At 68.3% G+C, this 16730-nt stretch carries 13 protein-coding genes; 2 read left to right on the top strand and 11 right to left on the bottom strand.

Annotated elements, in window-relative coordinates; genetic code table 11:
* The first annotated feature begins 42 nt into the window (after window positions 1-42).
* Both ACNQR1_RS33730 and ACNQR1_RS33735 read left to right on the top strand, forming a co-directional pair.
* Entirely contained in the window at window positions 43-921 is an 879-nt protein-coding gene (locus ACNQR1_RS33730) for an amidohydrolase family protein (protein ID WP_418049849.1), read from the top strand.
* A 23-nt stretch (window positions 922-944) separates the two neighbouring features.
* Window positions 945-2135 (top strand): alpha/beta hydrolase family protein, encoded by a 1191-nt coding sequence (locus ACNQR1_RS33735; protein WP_418049850.1) that lies wholly within the window; start codon window positions 945-947, stop codon window positions 2133-2135.
* Here ACNQR1_RS33735 and eccE read toward each other — a convergent pair.
* The 11 genes from eccE to eccA form a co-directional block, all read right to left on the bottom strand.
* The gene (eccE, locus tag ACNQR1_RS33740; protein ID WP_418049851.1) at window positions 2091-3017 is read right to left on the bottom strand and encodes a type VII secretion protein EccE; all 927 of its coding nucleotides are present in this window, start codon (window positions 3015-3017) and stop codon (window positions 2091-2093) included. The genes ACNQR1_RS33735 and eccE overlap by 45 nt on opposite strands.
* On the bottom strand, window positions 3014-4393 hold the full coding sequence (gene mycP / locus ACNQR1_RS33745; RefSeq protein WP_418049852.1) for a type VII secretion-associated serine protease mycosin: 1380 nt from the start codon (window positions 4391-4393) through the stop codon (window positions 3014-3016). The genes eccE and mycP overlap by 4 nt, the downstream gene beginning before the upstream one ends.
* A gap of 7 nt (window positions 4394-4400) precedes the next feature.
* The gene (gene eccD, locus ACNQR1_RS33750; RefSeq protein WP_418049853.1) at window positions 4401-5828 is read right to left on the bottom strand and encodes a type VII secretion integral membrane protein EccD; all 1428 of its coding nucleotides are present in this window, start codon (window positions 5826-5828) and stop codon (window positions 4401-4403) included.
* 2 nt (window positions 5829-5830) lie between these two features.
* Complete coding sequence (locus ACNQR1_RS33755) at window positions 5831-6736, bottom strand: ESX secretion-associated protein EspG (RefSeq protein WP_418049854.1); 906 nt, start codon at window positions 6734-6736, stop codon at window positions 5831-5833.
* Between the two features lie 9 nt (window positions 6737-6745).
* Window positions 6746-7033, bottom strand: coding sequence for a WXG100 family type VII secretion target (locus ACNQR1_RS33760; RefSeq protein WP_418049855.1), 288 nt, complete (start codon window positions 7031-7033; stop codon window positions 6746-6748).
* A gap of 29 nt (window positions 7034-7062) precedes the next feature.
* The gene (esxG, locus tag ACNQR1_RS33765; protein ID WP_418049856.1) at window positions 7063-7356 is read right to left on the bottom strand and encodes a type VII secretion system protein EsxG; all 294 of its coding nucleotides are present in this window, start codon (window positions 7354-7356) and stop codon (window positions 7063-7065) included.
* Between the two features lie 61 nt (window positions 7357-7417).
* Window positions 7418-9001, bottom strand: a complete 1584-nt coding sequence (locus tag ACNQR1_RS33770; RefSeq protein WP_418049857.1) for a PPE domain-containing protein — start codon at window positions 8999-9001, stop codon at window positions 7418-7420.
* A 1-nt stretch (window position 9002) separates the two neighbouring features.
* Window positions 9003-9314: a PE family protein gene (locus tag ACNQR1_RS33775; RefSeq protein WP_418049858.1), complete on the bottom strand. Its 312-nt coding sequence runs from the start codon at window positions 9312-9314 to the stop codon at window positions 9003-9005.
* Complete coding sequence (eccCa, locus tag ACNQR1_RS33780) at window positions 9314-13282, bottom strand: type VII secretion protein EccCa (protein WP_418049859.1); 3969 nt, start codon at window positions 13280-13282, stop codon at window positions 9314-9316. The genes ACNQR1_RS33775 and eccCa overlap by 1 nt, the downstream gene beginning before the upstream one ends.
* Window positions 13279-14832 carry a type VII secretion protein EccB gene (eccB, locus tag ACNQR1_RS33785; RefSeq protein WP_418049860.1) on the bottom strand — a complete coding sequence of 518 codons (1554 nt, stop codon included), beginning with the start codon at window positions 14830-14832 and terminating at the stop codon, window positions 13279-13281. Before eccB ends, eccCa begins: the two co-directional genes overlap by 4 nt.
* Window positions 14829-16655 (bottom strand): type VII secretion AAA-ATPase EccA, encoded by a 1827-nt coding sequence (gene eccA, locus ACNQR1_RS33790; RefSeq protein ID WP_418049861.1) that lies wholly within the window; start codon window positions 16653-16655, stop codon window positions 14829-14831. Before eccA ends, eccB begins: the two co-directional genes overlap by 4 nt.
* Window positions 16656-16730: the final 75 nt, after the last annotated feature.

Consider the following 16730-nt stretch of genomic DNA (forward strand, 5'->3'; position numbering starts at 1 on the left):
CGATCATCCCCGCCGGCGGTCGCCGGTGCATCATCGACGACGATGGACGAAGCGAACAAGGTGCGGAAGATCTGGACCGAGCTGGGCCTGCCCGGCATCGTCGACGTGCACACCCATTTCATGCCCAAGAACGTCATGGACAAGGTGTGGCAGTACTTCGACAGCCAGGGCCCGCTGATCGGCCGGGCATGGCCCATCACCTACCGCGCCGACGAGGCGCAGCGGGTCGCCACGCTGCGGGAGTTCGGCATCAGACGGTTCTCCTCGCTGATCTACCCGCACAAGCCCGACATGGCGGCCTGGCTGAACCAGTGGGCCCGAGGCTTCGCCCAGGACACGCCGGACTGCCTGGCCACCGCCACGTTCTTCCCCGAAGGGCCCGCCGCAGGCTATGTCGCCGACGCCATCGCCGCAGGCACGCAGGTGTTCAAAGCCCACATTCAGGTGGGCAACTACGAGCCCAACGACCCGCTGCTCGACGAGGTCTGGGGGCAGATCGAAGACGCCGGAATCCCGGTCGTCATCCACTGCGGTTCCGGACCGGCGCCCGGAGCCTTCACCGGCCCGGACCCGATCGTCCGGCTGTTGGGTCGCTACCCGCGTCTCCCGCTGATCATCGCCCACATGGGGATGCCCGAGTACTCCGCGTTCCTGGATCTCGCCGAGCGACACGACAACGTGCGACTCGACACCACGATGGCGTTCACCCCGTTCGTCGAGGAGATGATGCCGTTCCCCGCCGCCGAGCTGAGCCGGGTGAAAGCCCTGGGTGAACACATCCTGTTCGGCAGCGACTTCCCCAACATTCCCTACGGGTACGCCGAGGCCGTGCACCACCTGATCGACCTGCCGGGTGTCGACGACGCCTGGCGCCGCAACGTCCTGCACGACAATGCCGCGAAGTTGTTCGGCCTGGGCTGAGCAGTTGGCTAGCATCGGGAATCGTGGACCCGGACCCGGTCGAACCCCCGATCCCTGTTCCTGACGTCCCCGGCGGCGACGCCGGTGCACGCGGCCTGCCCCGGCGTGCCGACCTGACCGTGCGACAACGGGCCATCGTCGACGCCTCCGCGATCGCCGACATCGCGTTGCGGACCGGGGTCGCCTCCATCGTGGCGACATCGATGCTGCCGACCACGCTGGCGTCGATGCTGCATCCGTCGGCGTCGCGGACCGAGCACGACCACATGCGGTTCTACGCCGATCTGGCCACCGCTCAAGATCCCGCGGTGTCGTTTCCGGCGCCCACCCGACCACCCCGGGTCTCGACTCGCCGGGCCAATCTGGTGGCCGAGACCATCGCGCACGGCCGGGTGGAGAACATCCGGTTCGACAGCAGCTTCACTGCGGTCAACCCTGCGCTGCGCGACCTGTGCAGCGGATTCACCCGCAACAACGTTGTGCGAGCCCAGCATTGGCGCCACGGTGACGGGCCACATCCCACGTTGTGTGTGATCCACGGCTTCATGGGGTCGCCGTACCTGGCGAACGGCCTGTTCCTGTCGTTGCCGTGGTTCTACCGCTCGGGATACGACGTGTTGTTGTACACCCTGCCGTTTCACGGTCGCCGCGCCGAACGGTTCTCCCCGTTCAGCGGTTACGGATTCTTCTCCCACGGATTCGCGGGCTTCTCCGAGGCCATGGCCCAGGCCGTGCACGACTTCCGTTCGGTGATCGACTATCTGGAGTCCACCGGTGTCGATCGGGTCGCCCTGACGGGCATCTCCCTTGGCGGCTTCACCTCGGCGCTGCTGGCCAGTGTGGACGACCGAATTCAGGCTGTGGTCCCGAATGTCCCTGTGGTGACACCGGATCGCACGGTCGACGAGTGGTTCCCGGCCAACAAGCTGGTGGCCCTGCAACGACTCGTGGCCAGAACCGACCGCTCGCTCACGGAATCGGCGGCGCGGTATGCCTCACCGCTCAACTACCGCCCCCTGGTGCCCAAGGAACGCCGGCTGATCATCACTGGCCTCGGTGACCGGCTGGCCCCACCCCAGCAGGCCGAAATGCTGTGGGAACACTGGGATCGCTGCGCGTTCCACTGGTTCCCCGGCAACCACCTGCTGCATGTGAGCCAGCCGGACTACCTACGCCGGATGACCCGCTTCCTGAAGGGCTTCATGTTCGACTGACGGCGCGGCCGAGGCCGGTGCCGGTGGCACCTCGACAGGGGTGCCGTCCAGACGGTCCGACGACAACGGGTTCAGCGCCGCCAACGCCGGACGCTGGCGGCCGCCTGCCGATTTCAGGCCGGCCACCGGCGCCTTGCCCGCCGGCCGCTCCTGCGTACGGATCGCGGCACCCACCGTCAACAACGGTTGCGCGGGAGATCCGGTGAACTCCAGTGCGGTCCAGGTTTCCTGGGCCGGCAGTGCGGCGATCTCGGCCAGCACGGCCTCCAGCTTGTCGCCGACCTTGACCCGGTATGCCGCAGCGATTCCGGAGTCGTCCTTGACGCCGCGCCAGGTCTCCTTGCCCGGGTCGGGCAGCGGGGAATCAACACCGTCGACGAGCGTGACCGTCCAACCCTGCTCCCGCAGATGGTCGCGGAGGCGACGTCCGACGATTTCCGTGGTGTCCCGCAAGGGGATTCGCGACGACCGCGCGCGCAACGCATCGAGGTTGTCGGCGGCGTCGACGGTCAGGCTGATCCAGCTACGCCGCGAACCACCGGCGTCGCGGTGGGTCACCCGGACCTTGTCGCAGCGAATGCCGTAACGGTCCAGGTAGCTGACCACGATCGGAAGCTGCGCCGGGTCCGCGGGATCGACTCGCAGCACGACCGTCTCCGCACCCGGCTTCTCGGCCGGCTGGTTCTTGGCGAGGTTGCGTCGCCACACCGCGATGTGCCGCGCCACCCGTGTGGTCAGGAACAACCCGCCCCACCAGGCCAACAACAGCACCACCGCGGCGACGGAGACGCCGAGCACCCACCGTTCGGTGTTGGTCTGCCACGGCCGGGCCAGGACCGCCGCGACGATGAACAGGGACGCCAACGCAAGTCGGGCGGTCATGAATGGTCCTTCCGTCTGTATGCGCTGAACGCAACGGCGATGGCCGCCAGCGCAAGGGCTCCGGTGCCGGCGAATGCGACGATTCGCCCAGTGTTGTCACGCGGAGCCGGATCTGCCGGTGCGGCAATGGATTTGCCTTCTGGGGCGGCCGGCCCGTCCAGCGGCACGTCGGAGACATCCCAGGTGAGCGCGGCCACCGGATCGACACCGCCGGCGCCGATCACGTTCGAAGGCGAGCGGGAGGCGCCCTGTGCCGTCGTGGTCAGCCGGTGAACCACCTGACGCGCGTTCAGTTCGGGAAACTTGCTGCGCACCAAGGCCGCAACACCGGAAACGTACGCCGTGGCGTAGCTGGTGCCGTTGAGCGGCACCATCTTGTCCTGATCGGTGGGCATGGCGTTCGAGAGTCCTCCACCGGGCGCATTGCTCACCGAGGAGATGTTCTCGCCCGGCGCCGCGATACCCACCCACGGGCCGGCCATGGTGAAGCCGGAAGGCTGACCGGTCGCGTTCAGCGACCCCACCGACAGCACATAGGGCTGCCACCACGAGGGGATGGAAACCGACGAGACACCGCTCCAGTTACGCGGATCGCCCGGAGCGCCTGCGTCGGCCAGCGGATTGGAACCGCACGCCGATCCGGTGGTAACCCCACCTTGGGTGTTACCCGCCGCCGCGACGATCACCGCGTCCTTTTCGACCGCCGCGTAGCGCAGCGCCGCACCGAGTTCGGTCTGGTCGACGTGCTTGTCGGCGGGCACACAGGTCACCACGGAGATGTTGATGACGCGCGCACCCATGTCGGCCGCGCGCACCACGGCCCGGGCCAGGCTGGCCACATCGGCCGCCACGCGGGCCTCGACGGCATCGGCGCCGGGAGTGCGCGGGGCGAACCGGGGCGAGTTCTGCCGGATCGAGATCAGTCGGGCCTCCGGTGCCACCCCGGAGAAGCCGTCGGGTCCGGGCTGCCCGGCGATGAGACCCGCCACCGAGGTGCCATGGCCGTCACAGTCGGTCAGCCCGTCGGTGGATTCGATGAAGTCGCCGCCGCCTTCGACGTGGGGCAGGCGGGGGCTCGGCTGCACCCCGGTGTCGATGACAGCGACGGTCTGGCCCTGTCCGCGGCTCTGCTTCCACGCACCGGACAGATTGAGCGCCACCTGATTCGGGTTGACGGCCCCGGGATCGGTACCCGGCAGCACTCCGGTGGTGGCACAGGCTGAACGCTGCGCCATCGCCTCCACCGGACCGGCACTACCGGCCGGTGGGGCGACCTGCGGGTCGACCTCGGGCGGGCTGACGGCACCCGCCGACGGGGAGCCGACCAACAGCACCAGACCGGCTGTGGCCAGGACACCCAGGCTCTTGTGGATCACCGATTCATCACCTGTCGAGAACGAGGCTGAACAGCCCGACGAGGAAAGCCATCACCGGAATCAGCGAGGCGTCGAGGCCGGTGGCCAGGAAGCCGACCAGGCGACGCATCGGCAACGAGTACGTGTCCGGAGAGGCGGCCCGCGGGTTCAGCGCGGCGACAACCCAGACCACGACCAACGCGGCCAGCGCGGCCAGCGCCCACCATGCGGCCTGGTAGCGGCCGTCGATTGCGAACGCCACCAACAGGACAACGGTCAGCAGATACGAATGGCCGAGCAGCCAGGCCTTGCACGAGGCCGAATCCCAGACGCGGGCTCGCAGAGCGGCGGCGAGCGCGCCGGCCACCACGACGTACCAGGCCCACGGCGACGCGGTCGGCGAAGCAACCAGGGCCAGCGACCCGGCCACACCGAGCAACACGCCCGCGGCGATCACGCCGGTCTGATGCGACTGGCTCACCCGGACCCGGCGCGGCAGGTCGGCCAACACCGAAAGCGGATGCGCAGACGGGGACGGATCGCCCGGTGCCGGGATGACCGGCAGCGGGAAGCGGGCCCACATCGCGGACAACTGGGCTGCCTGAACGGTGACCACCAAGCCGATGAGGACCAGCGCGGACCCGATCACCGTCGAGTTGATCTCCCACAGCGAGGCCGCCCCGGCGACCAGCAACACGCCGACTCCGGCCACCGTGGTCGCGGTGAACACCGCGATGCCCCGGTCATCGGGCGAGCTGGCCATGCTGATCAAAGACCATGCGGCGACCCCGGCCGCGGCCAACAGGATGCTGGGTGCACCGAAATCTCCTGGCACACCAAGCGCGAACGCCGCGGCGACAGGAACCAGCGCGGTGACGGCCAGCGCGGTGGCCAACACCGGCGACCGGCCTCTGGTCGACAGCGCGGCCAGCACGGTCGCGATGGCGATGCCGCCGGCCACCAGAAGTCCGAGCATCTCATCGGTCACCACGCGGTGGGCGACGGCCAGGCCGGTACCCACCAGGATCAGCCCGATGAGGGCCAGCGACGCATAGCGCGCGATGTTCGCAGGACCCCAAGGACGCTGGCGGGCAGCCGAGAAGATCACGGCGGCATCGGCGATGTCCTCGACGATGCGCGGGGCAGCAGGCCCGGCGGGAACGGCTTGCAGCGCAAGCAGATCCCCGTCCACGACGCCGACGGTGTCGAGCGTGGCATCCAGGCTGTAGGGCGCTCCCCCGACCGGGGCGAGGCTGACCCGTACCGGGTCGCCGGCGCCGTTGTCGCCGCTGTCGGCACCGTCGCCCCCGGCGGGGAGCACGATGCGCTGGACGGCGGGCAGGATCTCGCGCAACGGCAGCTCGGACGGCAGGGCCATCTCGGTCAGCCGGCCGCCGTCGTCTCCAGCGGCCAGCACGGCCACCCGAACGATCGGCATCACAGTGTTGTCGGACATTCCTATGCTTTCTGGGTTCTTCTCATGGAACGTGAATCTCGGTGGGATACAGCGTGGTCGGTGCCCGCAACTTCGTCGAAATCGCGGATGAGCGGTTGGTCGGGGAACCAGGAACCGCTGGGCAGCGAGGCAGTGAGCCGTTCGATCGCCATCGCGATCGCTTCGGCAGTGCCCGCCGTGAAGGTCGAAATCCATTCCCCGTCAAAAGCCTTTGACGGGGAGACCAGAATCCGGCCCTCGGGAGTGTCGATGATGCTGACACCTACTTGGGTCGTGACGCGGTGACCGTCACGGTGTTCTCCGGCAACGATCTCGACGTAGGTACGCCGTCCGTCGAACACCGATTCCACGATCGGCCGGGCCGAGGCCGGGACACCGAGGAATCCCAGCACTTCGATCAGTGGGGTGCCGTTGCGGATCTGCTCGTCGGCGCGGGAACCGGCCGCGGCCGGGAGCGCGAACTCCTCGAACCGCGCCGGCCTGCGCTGCGACAGACCGGCGGTGAGCACCGGAACCAGGGCGTGGGGGTGGTGGATGTCCATCTCGGTGAACGTCACCAGTTGCGCATTGCGCAACACCACCACAGTCCGACCGTCCGGGCCACCCGACCGCGCGACGATGCCGCGCAGCAGGTCCCCGGGACCGGAGACAAACCGCAGATCGAGCCACTGGGTTGCCCGGCAGGCCAGCCGAACCCAATGCGCCACCTGCGGATTGACTCCTCCACTGGCGTCGAGCACACCCATCCGGGTCAGTTCAGCGGTCTGCTCGGCGGCAAAGCCGAACCGCTGAGCCGGTTCGCTGTAGGGCGGCGTGATGGCAAGCACCCATGGAAACGCACCGGCACCGAGCACCTCGGCGAGGTACCAGGCCTGATCGGTGGTGAGCTCGACCGCGTTAGCTCCCACTAGTGCCCATCAGCCCCACTTGGCCCCTTCAGCTGCGTCGCGGGCGCTCATCGACATGGTGTTCATCTCGTGAGTGGACGCCATCGCGCGGTAAGCCCGGGTGAGCTCTTCCATGGCTTGGTTCCACTGCGCCTGCCAGGCCTGGTAGGTCATACCGGTGTCACCCTGCCAGGCGCTGGACAGTGCGTGCTGCTCGGCGGCGATGTCGGCGCCCACGGCGTGCAGAGCACCCGAGTAGGTGTTCATCTCCCCGGCGTGAGCGAGCATGGCCGGGTAGTTGTACATGATCTGAGACATGAAAACTCCTGTATCCGTTGCTTGTTCGGCTAGACCGAGGTGTAGGTGCTGGCGGCGGCGGCATCCTGGGCGACGTAGGTGCTCGCAGCGTCGCCGAGGTTGAGCTGCGCGATGTCGAGCAGCGCGTTGACCTTGGCCGACACCTCGACGAACCGGGCGTGTGCGGCCTGGAACGCGGCGGAAGCCTCACCCATGTGGTAGGCCTGCGAGGACATCGCAGCCTGCTCGGCCTGCGCGATGGTGCTGCGCATCAGGGCTGCCTTGGCGCCGAAGGCGGCCTCCGAGGCGATCAGCTGGGGGATGTGAGCGTCCAACATGCTCATGGTTTTTCCTTTCGGATCGTTGGTGGTGGGTAATGCATCCAGAAATGCAATGCGGGTCTGGTCAGCTGCGCGAACCCCCTTCCGGATCTCCCGGGGCCTCGTTGGGGTCCCAGGAACCGGGCAGCATCGGCGAGACGGGGCTCTCGTCGAATCTCTCGCCGGCCAGGGTGGTCAAACCGGCCGCAGCCGCGTCGGATTTCGTTTCGGTGCCGGTGAATCCCATGGCCCCTGCACCGCTTTCCGATGCCCGCACTCGGGGTTCGGGTTGCGGTGCGGGGTCCGGATCCGGCTCCTCATAGTCCATGTACGCGTCGGCGTAGGCGTGGTCCTCCAGCGCCGCGCCCCGCTTGCGCCGGCGCTTCCGCCGTGCTGCCAGCGACGCCGCCACACCCGAGGCCGCCGCGGGAATTCCGGCAGCCGGTGCCGAGGCACTGGATTTGCCGCCCACGGTCGGGCTGAAGCCCTCGTCGGGGTCGTTGCCCATCACTGCGTAGGGTGCGAACGCCGCAGCGGCGACCGGGGCCGGTGCCGCTGCCCCTCCCGAGGCAGGTGCGGCGCTGGGCGTGGCCGGAGCTGCCGCCCCGGCGCCGGCGCCTGCCGGGCCCAGGCCGGCCATCGGCAGACCTTGATCGGCCCGGGCCGGAACCGGTGGAGCTTCGGCCTCGGCGGGTGCATCGGCCGGAGGGGCGTCGGTGGGGAGCAGGTCCAGAAAACCCAGCGCGGCAAGACCGATGCCCAGCAGCGGGATCAGGAACGGCGACAAGGCGACACCGATCCAGGTGCCCCATCCCACGGGCTGGAAGATCGCCTGGTAGAGCACACCGGCCAGGAACGGCCCCCAGGTGGTCAGGAAGCCGGACGGGTTGGTGAGCAGGTCGGTGATCATCTGTTGAAGGGTTCCGACCGGATCCAGCAACAATCTGGCGACGTACTCGCCGCCGATCAGGTTGTTGTTCGGATCGGCGAAGTAATTCGCCAGCGCCTTGATCAGTTCGTTGTTGGACCACCAGTCAGGAGTGCTCAAGGCCTGGCCGGATTCGGCGGCCTGTGTCTGCGCGCCGGTCTGCATCATGTTGGCCGAGGCGGTACCTGCCTCCCCCACACCGGGTTTGAGCAGCATCGGCGACGGCATGCTGGCCGGTGCCGCCATGACCGAAGCTCCCGCAACAGCCTGGTAGGTCGCCATGGTGGTGGCCGCCTGGATCCACATCCGGACGTAGTCGGCCTCGTTGACCGCGATCGGAATCATGTTGATACCGAAGAAGTTCGTGGCGATCAGGACGCCGTGCACGACGTGGTTCAGCGCGAGTTCGGGCAGCGTCGGCATGGTGGCCACCGCCGTGGTGTAGGCCGCGGCCGCCGTCTCGTGTTGCACCGCCACCGCGGCACTGTTGGCACTCTGCTGTGCCAGCCACGTCAGGTACGGCCCGTGGGCGGCGACGTACTGCTCCGAACTCGGCCCCTCCCACGACCCGGCTTGCACCCCACCCAACACACTGGTGAGTTCTGCTGCCGCCGAGGCATATTCAGTGCTCAACGACTGCCAGGCCCCCGCGGCGGCCAACATCGGCCCAGCGCCCGGGCCGCTGGAGAGCAGCGTCGAGTGCACCTCGGGCGGTAGGGCCATCCAGATGGGGGCGGTCATGTCAGAGGCCGCGCGCGGTCATGTAGGACGACGCAGCCATCGCGTCACCGGTGACATAGCTGGCGCCGGACTCCGCGACACCCGCACCCGATCGGCCGAGTTCCTCGACGCCCTGTGCGGCCAGCGTCGAGTGCTGGGCGCCGTGCGCACTGAACCCGGTCGCCGTCTGCAGGGACACCGCGTCCGCGGCAGGCGGGATCACCGCCGAGACCAGGGGGGCGGCTGCGGCGTGGGCCGCGGCGAGACGCGCGGTGAGCGCCTCGACGGCCGCGCTCGCGGCGGTCAATCCTTCCGGAACTACCCGTAATGTCATCAGAATTCCTTTCTCCCGTTGTTCACGGACATCGCCGTGTCATCGATGAGTGGGTTGACGAGCTGGACGAACTCGGGCGCGTCGCTGTCGCCGAGCAACATGCCGCGTCCCGCGGGGAACCGGGCGAACCGGTGCCCGCGGAGCTTGCCGCTGTCGGCGGGATTGCCCGACAGCATCAACGTGGTCGCTTGCAGATCATTGAGGCGACGCAGCAGCGGCGCGGTCATCACTGCGTGCGCCGACCCGGTGGCCCGGGCGGTCACGATGACGCGCAGACCCAGATCGGTTGCCTCTGCCAACAAGTTCACGATGTTGGTCCACGGGCGCTGGCCCGCGAACGGCCCACTGACGGCGGGGCCGTCGGGGATCTGGTCCACGTCGTCGATGATCAGGTAGTGGATGTGGCCATCGGTCCCTGAGCGCTGATGCCAGGCGCTGAGCTCCTGCGGGCTCAAACCGGCCGGCGGACGGCGCTTCTCGATGAGGGCCGACAGTCCCAGCATCGCCGGCAGCACGCGGTCGATGTTGGCGGTGTACTCGTTGTCCGGGAACAACGGCTCCTCCACCAGGTGCAGCCGCCGGTCGATCACCGTGAAGGCCACCTCGTCCGGCCGCGAGTTCTCGCGGATGGTCCGGATGATGTGACGCAGCAGCGTGGTCTTGCCCGACCTCGTATCGCCGAACACCGCAAGCAGCGGGTTGTTCTTGAAGTCGACCACGACCGGCGCCAGGTCCTCTTCCCGCTGCCCGATGACCACCTGCTCGGGCGCCGGGTAGAGCGGCGCCAGCACTGCCGGAGCCAGTGTGGTGGGCAGCAGCCGCACGGGCGGTGCGCTCTGTCCCGGGTAGCGGGCGTTGATGACGGCGATGTCGCTCAACTGCGGCTCGGCGAACAGGAAGTGCTCGGCGGCCATCGTCAGGCCGCGGCCCGGCTGGTCGGCAGGCACCGACTCGGCCGGACGACGCAGCGCACCCACCACCCGCACAATGCTGTCGTGGCTGTCGTGCAGCTTGAGCTCCAGGCGCAGGCCCAGGCCGTCACGCATGGCCAGCGGCACCTCCAGCCAGTTCGGCGTGGTGATCACGACGTGGATGCCGTAGGCCAGCCCGGTGTTGGCCAGCTCGGTCACCCTGGCCAGCAACGGGTTACGAGTGTTGAACGTATCGGTGTTGTCCCGGCTGAACGCGTACAGGTTGTCGATGACCAGGAACACCTCGCCATAGCCGTCGGCGTAGCTGCCGACCCGGCTCACGGCGCCCTGCCGCTGACGGGCCTGCAGCAACTGCTCGAGCTCGCCGAAGGTACGGCGGATGCGCTCGGGCTCCAGTGGGGTGGCCACACTGCCCACGTGGGCCAGGTCCGCCAGGCCGGCGAGCTGTCCGCCGCCGTAGTCCAGGCAGTAGAAGCTCACCTCGCTCGGCGAGTGCAGTGCGGCCGCCGACAGGACGAACGTCTGCAGTGCGGTCGACTTGCCAGACCGCGGCCCGCCGTGGATCAGCACGTTGGCCGCCGACGAGTTCGCATCGAACACCAGGGCGTCGCGGCGCATCTCGAACGGCTTGTCGATTTCGCCCAGCGGCCAACGCAGTTGACCAGGCTCGACGTCGGTGCGGGCCAGCACATCGTCCAGCGCGATCGTGTCGTCCAGCGGCGGCAGCCACAGTTTGGGCGCCTGCGGGCCGTAGGTGGCCAGCTGGTCGCCGATGGTGGCGATCAGCTTGCGCGGTGGCAGGACGTCGATCTCTGGTTCGTTCGTGACGATCACCGTATCGGGCTCGGGCTCGACGCGCGAGGCAGTGAACAACTGCGGCTGCGGCAACGCCCGCACCACGATCGACTTCTCGGCGCGCGGCGGATCGTAGATGCCGTCGACGTAGGTGCTGCGGAATTTGATCGGCACCGCGCCCGGGGCAGGTACCAGGAAGCCCTCGCCCTTGTGCTCCCGACCGGATTCGATGTGATAGGCGTCCTCGACCCCGATGATCTGACGGGAGATGCTCGGGCTGGCCACCTTCAGGCCGATCCGGTAGGACGTGTTCTTGTCGATGTCCTTGATCCGGCCCACGTCCAGGGTCTGCGACGCGAACAGGATGTGAATCCGGAACGAGCGGCCCTTGCGGGCAACGTAATCGAACAGATCCGCGTACTCCGGATGCTCGGCGAGCATCAAGGTGAACTCGTCGGCGACCACGAACAGCGTCGGCATCGGGGGCAGGTCGTGCCCGGCAGCGATGGCTGCCTCGTACTCGGTGACCGAGTTGAAGGCACTGCCCTGGACCCGCCGGCCGGCCTCCTTGAGCAGCTGCTCACGGCGGGCCACCTCACCACGCAGGGTCTCGGCGAACCGGTCGGCCAGCGACCGCTTCTCGGCCATGTTCGAGATGACCGCGACGACCTGTGGGAAGTTGCGGAAGATGTCGGCTCCCGCCTCACCCTTGAAGTCGGCGTAGATCACGATGAGCCGCTCAGCGGAGTGAGTCGTCAACAGCGACAAAAGGATCGACATCAGGGTCTGGGACTTGCCCGAGCCGGTCATACCGATCATCAGGCCGTGCGGGCCCATGCCGCCCTCGGCCTCGTCTTTGAGGTCGAAGAACAGCGGCTCACCGGTGGCGGTGACACCGATCGGCACGCGCAGTTCGTCGTCGCGGTTACGCGGAGCCCACAGGCTGGCCACATCCAGTGCCGCGGCATCCGGGATGTCGAGCAGCGTGGTGAAGGTGGCACCGCCGGTGGCGGTCGACCGCACGTAGCCGGGGTTGGAATCCCAGCGCGACAGCCGACGTGCGATGTGGGCGGCCGCCGCGGCCGACATCGCGTCGGCCTTGTCGACGTACGGCTGCCATCCGCTGCTCTGCCACCGCTCGATCCGGCCTTCGGTGACCCGCAGGATGGGCCGCTCGGGATCGGGGTACTGCTCGCGGTTGGGCAGCTTGTCGCTGCGGTGGATCAGGGTGACCCCGGTCAGACCGGGCTTCCGCGCGATGTCGTCGGGGTCGGCCTCGGGATCGTCGAGCACGACCAGCATGTGCTTGAGCGCCTGGTCGGCCACAGCGGGGAATGCGGGCCGGCCGGCCAGGGCCGAATCCAGTCGTCCGCGAAGCTCCGCGACGCCGGTGGTCAGGTACCGGGCCGGGCCGACACCGTCAGCCTGGGACGGAATATCAACGTGTGGAAGCCATTTCAGCCAGGACCAGTCATCGGCGTCGACGTCCGGCGAGGCCAGGGCCACCCCGAGCATGGTCGGGTCGTGCCAGGTGACGGCCTGCGCGATCCAGGCCCGCAGCGCGTCCCGGACTTCCTCGGCCTCACCGATCACGGTGATGCGGGCGAGCTTGGTGACGTCGATGCCGGTGGGGGCGTCGCGCACGGTGCGCTGCACGTCGAGCAGACCACGAAGGGTGCTGTGCGACACCGGTTCCAGGTCGATCTCGTCGGCGGTGTCCTTGACCTTCAGCGCCGCATCCAGTGGCACGTCGTGCAGTCCGGCGCGCAGCACCAGGAAGTCACGGTCGCGCGGATCGCGCTCCCACTGCCGGCGGGTGCCCGGAATGACCGCCAGTGCCTCGGGCTCGGGGTGGGACCACTCCAGGGCCGCACGCTGCTCGGCGGCATGGGCACGGACGTTGTCGCGGACCACCGACAAGTAACGCAGGTAGTCGGCGCGTTCGGCGTCGACCTCCTCGGTGCGCATCTTGTTGCCGCCGCCGCGGTAGAGCGCAGTGGCCGCCAGGAGCAGCACGAACGGGAAGAACAGCATGGTCGGCGAGATCATCCGCATGCCGGTCGCGAAGAGCGCCACGATCATGCCCACGATGAGGATGACGATCAGGTAAGGCAGCACTCGACGCAGCAGCGACGGCGGAACCATCCGCTCCAACTGCGGCGGCGGCTCGATGGTGATGGTGCCCTTGCGGGTGGTCGGCGGAGCCAGCCTGCGCTGGTGCTCGAAGATCAGCCGGCTCATCGGGTTGCCTCCAGGCGTGCAGCATTGGCGTTGGACGACAGCGCATCGTGCGCGGTCAGGGCGTCGCCACGGGACAGGGTCGGACCGGCCGCGAACTGCGTCAGGATCGACCACGGAATGGGCAGGGCCGGCGCGGTGAGGCCAAGCGCGGCAAGGGTTTTGTCGTCGCCGCTGGTGTCGATGCCGTAGCGCACACCGGTATCGCTCAACCAGAACCGTGAGCCTGCGGTCGGCGATCCGGGCTCGGCACCCACGGTCTGCACCAGGTATCCGGTGCCCGGTGCCAGCGCGACGCGGCTGGCGGCGCCGTTGGCACCGGCCCCGACCAGGTCGACGGTGCGCAGGGAGTCCGGTACCGGCAAAGTCGCTCCGGACAGCACGGTCAAACGGCTCTCGGTGGCGCCGGCGGGCTTGACCCACTGGGCACAGGTCACCGGGGCTGTCGACGCGGACACGACGTTGACCGGCGCATCCGGATAGGCCGCGGTGTCGAGGGCACGCGAGACTGGCAGCCGCGACACCTCGTCGGGCCCGATGCGCGGAGCCTGGTCCAGCCCATAGGAGTTGGTGTTGCGCAGAATCGAGGCCAGCACCGGCGAGACCGGCTGCAGACCGTCGGACAGCACCGCGTAGTAGCGGGCGGTGTTGTCCGCGTCGTACGCGGCCAGAACGCCACCCACGGGCACGGGGGTCGACAGCTCGAAGCTCGTCGGTGCGCCGGCATCGGCGATCGCCGGGGCGGTCAGTGCGGGTGCCTCGGGGATCGCGTTGAACAGGCCTGCAGCGATGGGTCGCGGAGCCGGGATCTCGGCGCCGAAGCCGAGCGCGTCGGTGACCGCACGGTTGTTCAGATCGATCGGGCTGCGCCTGCCGTCCCACAGCAGCCAGTCACCCGGGGTGGGACCACCGCTGTGGTGCACGAGCACCGCTCCGTCCGCGGTCAGCGGCAGGGCACGCTCACCACCGGATACGAGCGTCCCGGCGATCAGGGTGACGCCGGCCGCCGTGCCCGTATTGCTGTCGCAGACAGTCCAATCCGCGGAATCACTGGTGCTCTGCACCATCCGTTCCGGCGCCCCGGGGATGCCCAGCAGATTGCCCCGCGGGAATCTGTCGATCTCGGCGGTCTTGACGGTGCTCGGGTTGTCCGCCTTGCCGGCGATCAGGCGGGCCGAGGTCAGGTTGAGCACCGGATGCAGCTGCTCGCCGACCCGCACATACAACGCCGCGGTCGACCGGTCGGCGAGTATCACGTCGTTACCCGCGACTCCGCCCGGCCGGAACAGGGAGAACAAAAAGCACCCGATCAGGCCGGTGACCATGATCAACGCGCCGGTGAGCACGGCTCGGCTCTGCGTCCGCAGCGGGTCGACCAGCATGCGGGTGTCGTGCAGCGCCACGCCGGAGGCAATGCGGCGCATGACGAATCGCCAGCCTGTGACCTGGTTCTTGGTGACGAAGCCGCGCCGGTAGGCGACCTGATCAGGGTTGTCGTTGGACGGTGTGCGGGAGGAGAAAGAACGCCGCTCCTCGGGCCCCTGGGTGGTCATTCGGGCACCGTCAGGCCCAGGCCACGCAACAGCGGGGCAGCCGAATTGTTCACGTCACCGGCGGTGATCGTCATCATCTCCTCGTCGGTGAAGTCGTCGTTGTCGGAATGATCGAGGCGGTACTCGCGCTCCTCCTCGGAACGCTCGACCAGGTTGCGGACGAAGCGGCCGTTACCGGCGATGTCGAGGCTGCGCCGCGGCACACCGTTGGTGTCGGGCATGGTCGCCTCGGCCAGATAGCCGAACAGCTTCTCCATGTCGTCGTGGGCGGCCTTCTCGAAGGTGCTGTCGCGCTTCTCGGCCATCCGCTCGGCGATCTCGACGAGCTCGGACGAGGAGTACGACGGGAAGTCGATGCTGCGCGTGAAGCGCGAGCGCAGACCTTCGTTGGTGTCCAGGAACATGTCGAGGTCCTTGCGGTACCCCGCGACGATCACCACGAGCCGGTCGCGGTCGTTCTCCATACGGGCCAGCAGGGTGTCGATGGCGACCAGACCGAAGTCGTTCTTGGCGCCGGTGGACACCAACGCGTACGCCTCGTCGAGGAACAGCACGCCGTCCAGCGCACTGTCGATGATCGCGTTGGTCTTGGCCTCGGTCTCACCGATGTGCTGGCCGATCAGATCGGCACGGTGCACCTCGCGGACGGTCTCCTTCTTGAGAAGTCCCAGGCCGCAGTAGATCTTGGCGACGACGCGGGCGATCGTGGTCTTACCCGTCCCGGGAGGACCGGCGAACACCAGGTGGTTGGTGCGCTGGGCCACGGCCAGCCCGCGTTCCTGACGGCGGATCGACATGGCCACCGAGCTCTTGAGCCGGGCCACCTGGAACTTCACTTCTTCCAGACCGATGAACTCGGCCAGCTCGGCTTCGGCTTCGACCAGCAGGTGCGCCTTGCGCTCCTTGGCGCCCGGATCGACGAAGTCCGATTCAGTGGGTTCGGTGTCCGGATCCCACGGATCGGTACGCGCGTCGATGCGTGCGGCGGTGGTGATGAGCAGCCCGAAACTCGAATCCAGCAGGGCGTCTTCAACCTGCTTGTTCTCCGGGTGGGCAGCAAAGAGATCCTGCAGTACTTCGTTGGCGTCCTCGTCCTCGCCCTGGGCCCGCAGCGTCAGGCCCTTGGCCAGCGCGCCGTCGAGCGCGGCCACCGTGATCGGGCCGGACGGGTCGTCCAGGTAGGACAGCGCGGGCGCCAGCATGCCGAGGCGCGCCAGGGCGATGCCCAGGGTGATCCGTGCGGCGTGCGCGGTGACCTCGTCGAGCGACGGGTTGGTGACGACCGGGGTGAGCAGCCGCACCACATCGGACCAGCGTTCGGCGTGATGGTTGAACGCCACCCGGAGCCAGGTGGCGTCGAGCCACCCGGGGCGACGGTCGAGCGCGTCTGCCACCAGCGCGTCTGCCTCGGCGCGGGCTCCCGCGGCATACCGGACCGCGGCGTAGGCGAGCTGGAAGTCGTCCACGTCAACGGCCCGGAACTGCAGGTACAGCCCGCTGTCGTAGGTGAACCCGAGGTCGCCTGCAGCCAGGTCGATCTCCCGCTGCAGCAGTCCCGCGCTGCCACGGGTGCGCCACACCGCGTCGATGACCGGTCCGGATACGTCGCCCGCGGCGGCCAAGCCGGTCCAGGCGTCACAGTGGTCATGTGCGATACGTGTCAGACCGGCAAAGCCGGTCCGGGCTGCGTCGGCGTCGGCCGGCCGTTGCCGGTCGTTCACCGTCAAGCCCAGCGCACGACAACATGTGGCGAAGCGGCTGATCACATCGCGATCGAGCCGGGGCGCTCCCTGTGTTGGAGCCGCAAGCGTGTCACTACCCATATGCGTGCACGGGAGCGAAGCCCCCGATTCTCTCCCTTATGTATGGCTAAGCTAACTTTTGCTGAAGTTAGCATT

This window comes from Mycobacterium sp. 48b (genome assembly GCF_048282725.1).
In the GTDB taxonomy this organism is placed as follows: domain Bacteria; phylum Actinomycetota; class Actinomycetes; order Mycobacteriales; family Mycobacteriaceae; genus Mycobacterium.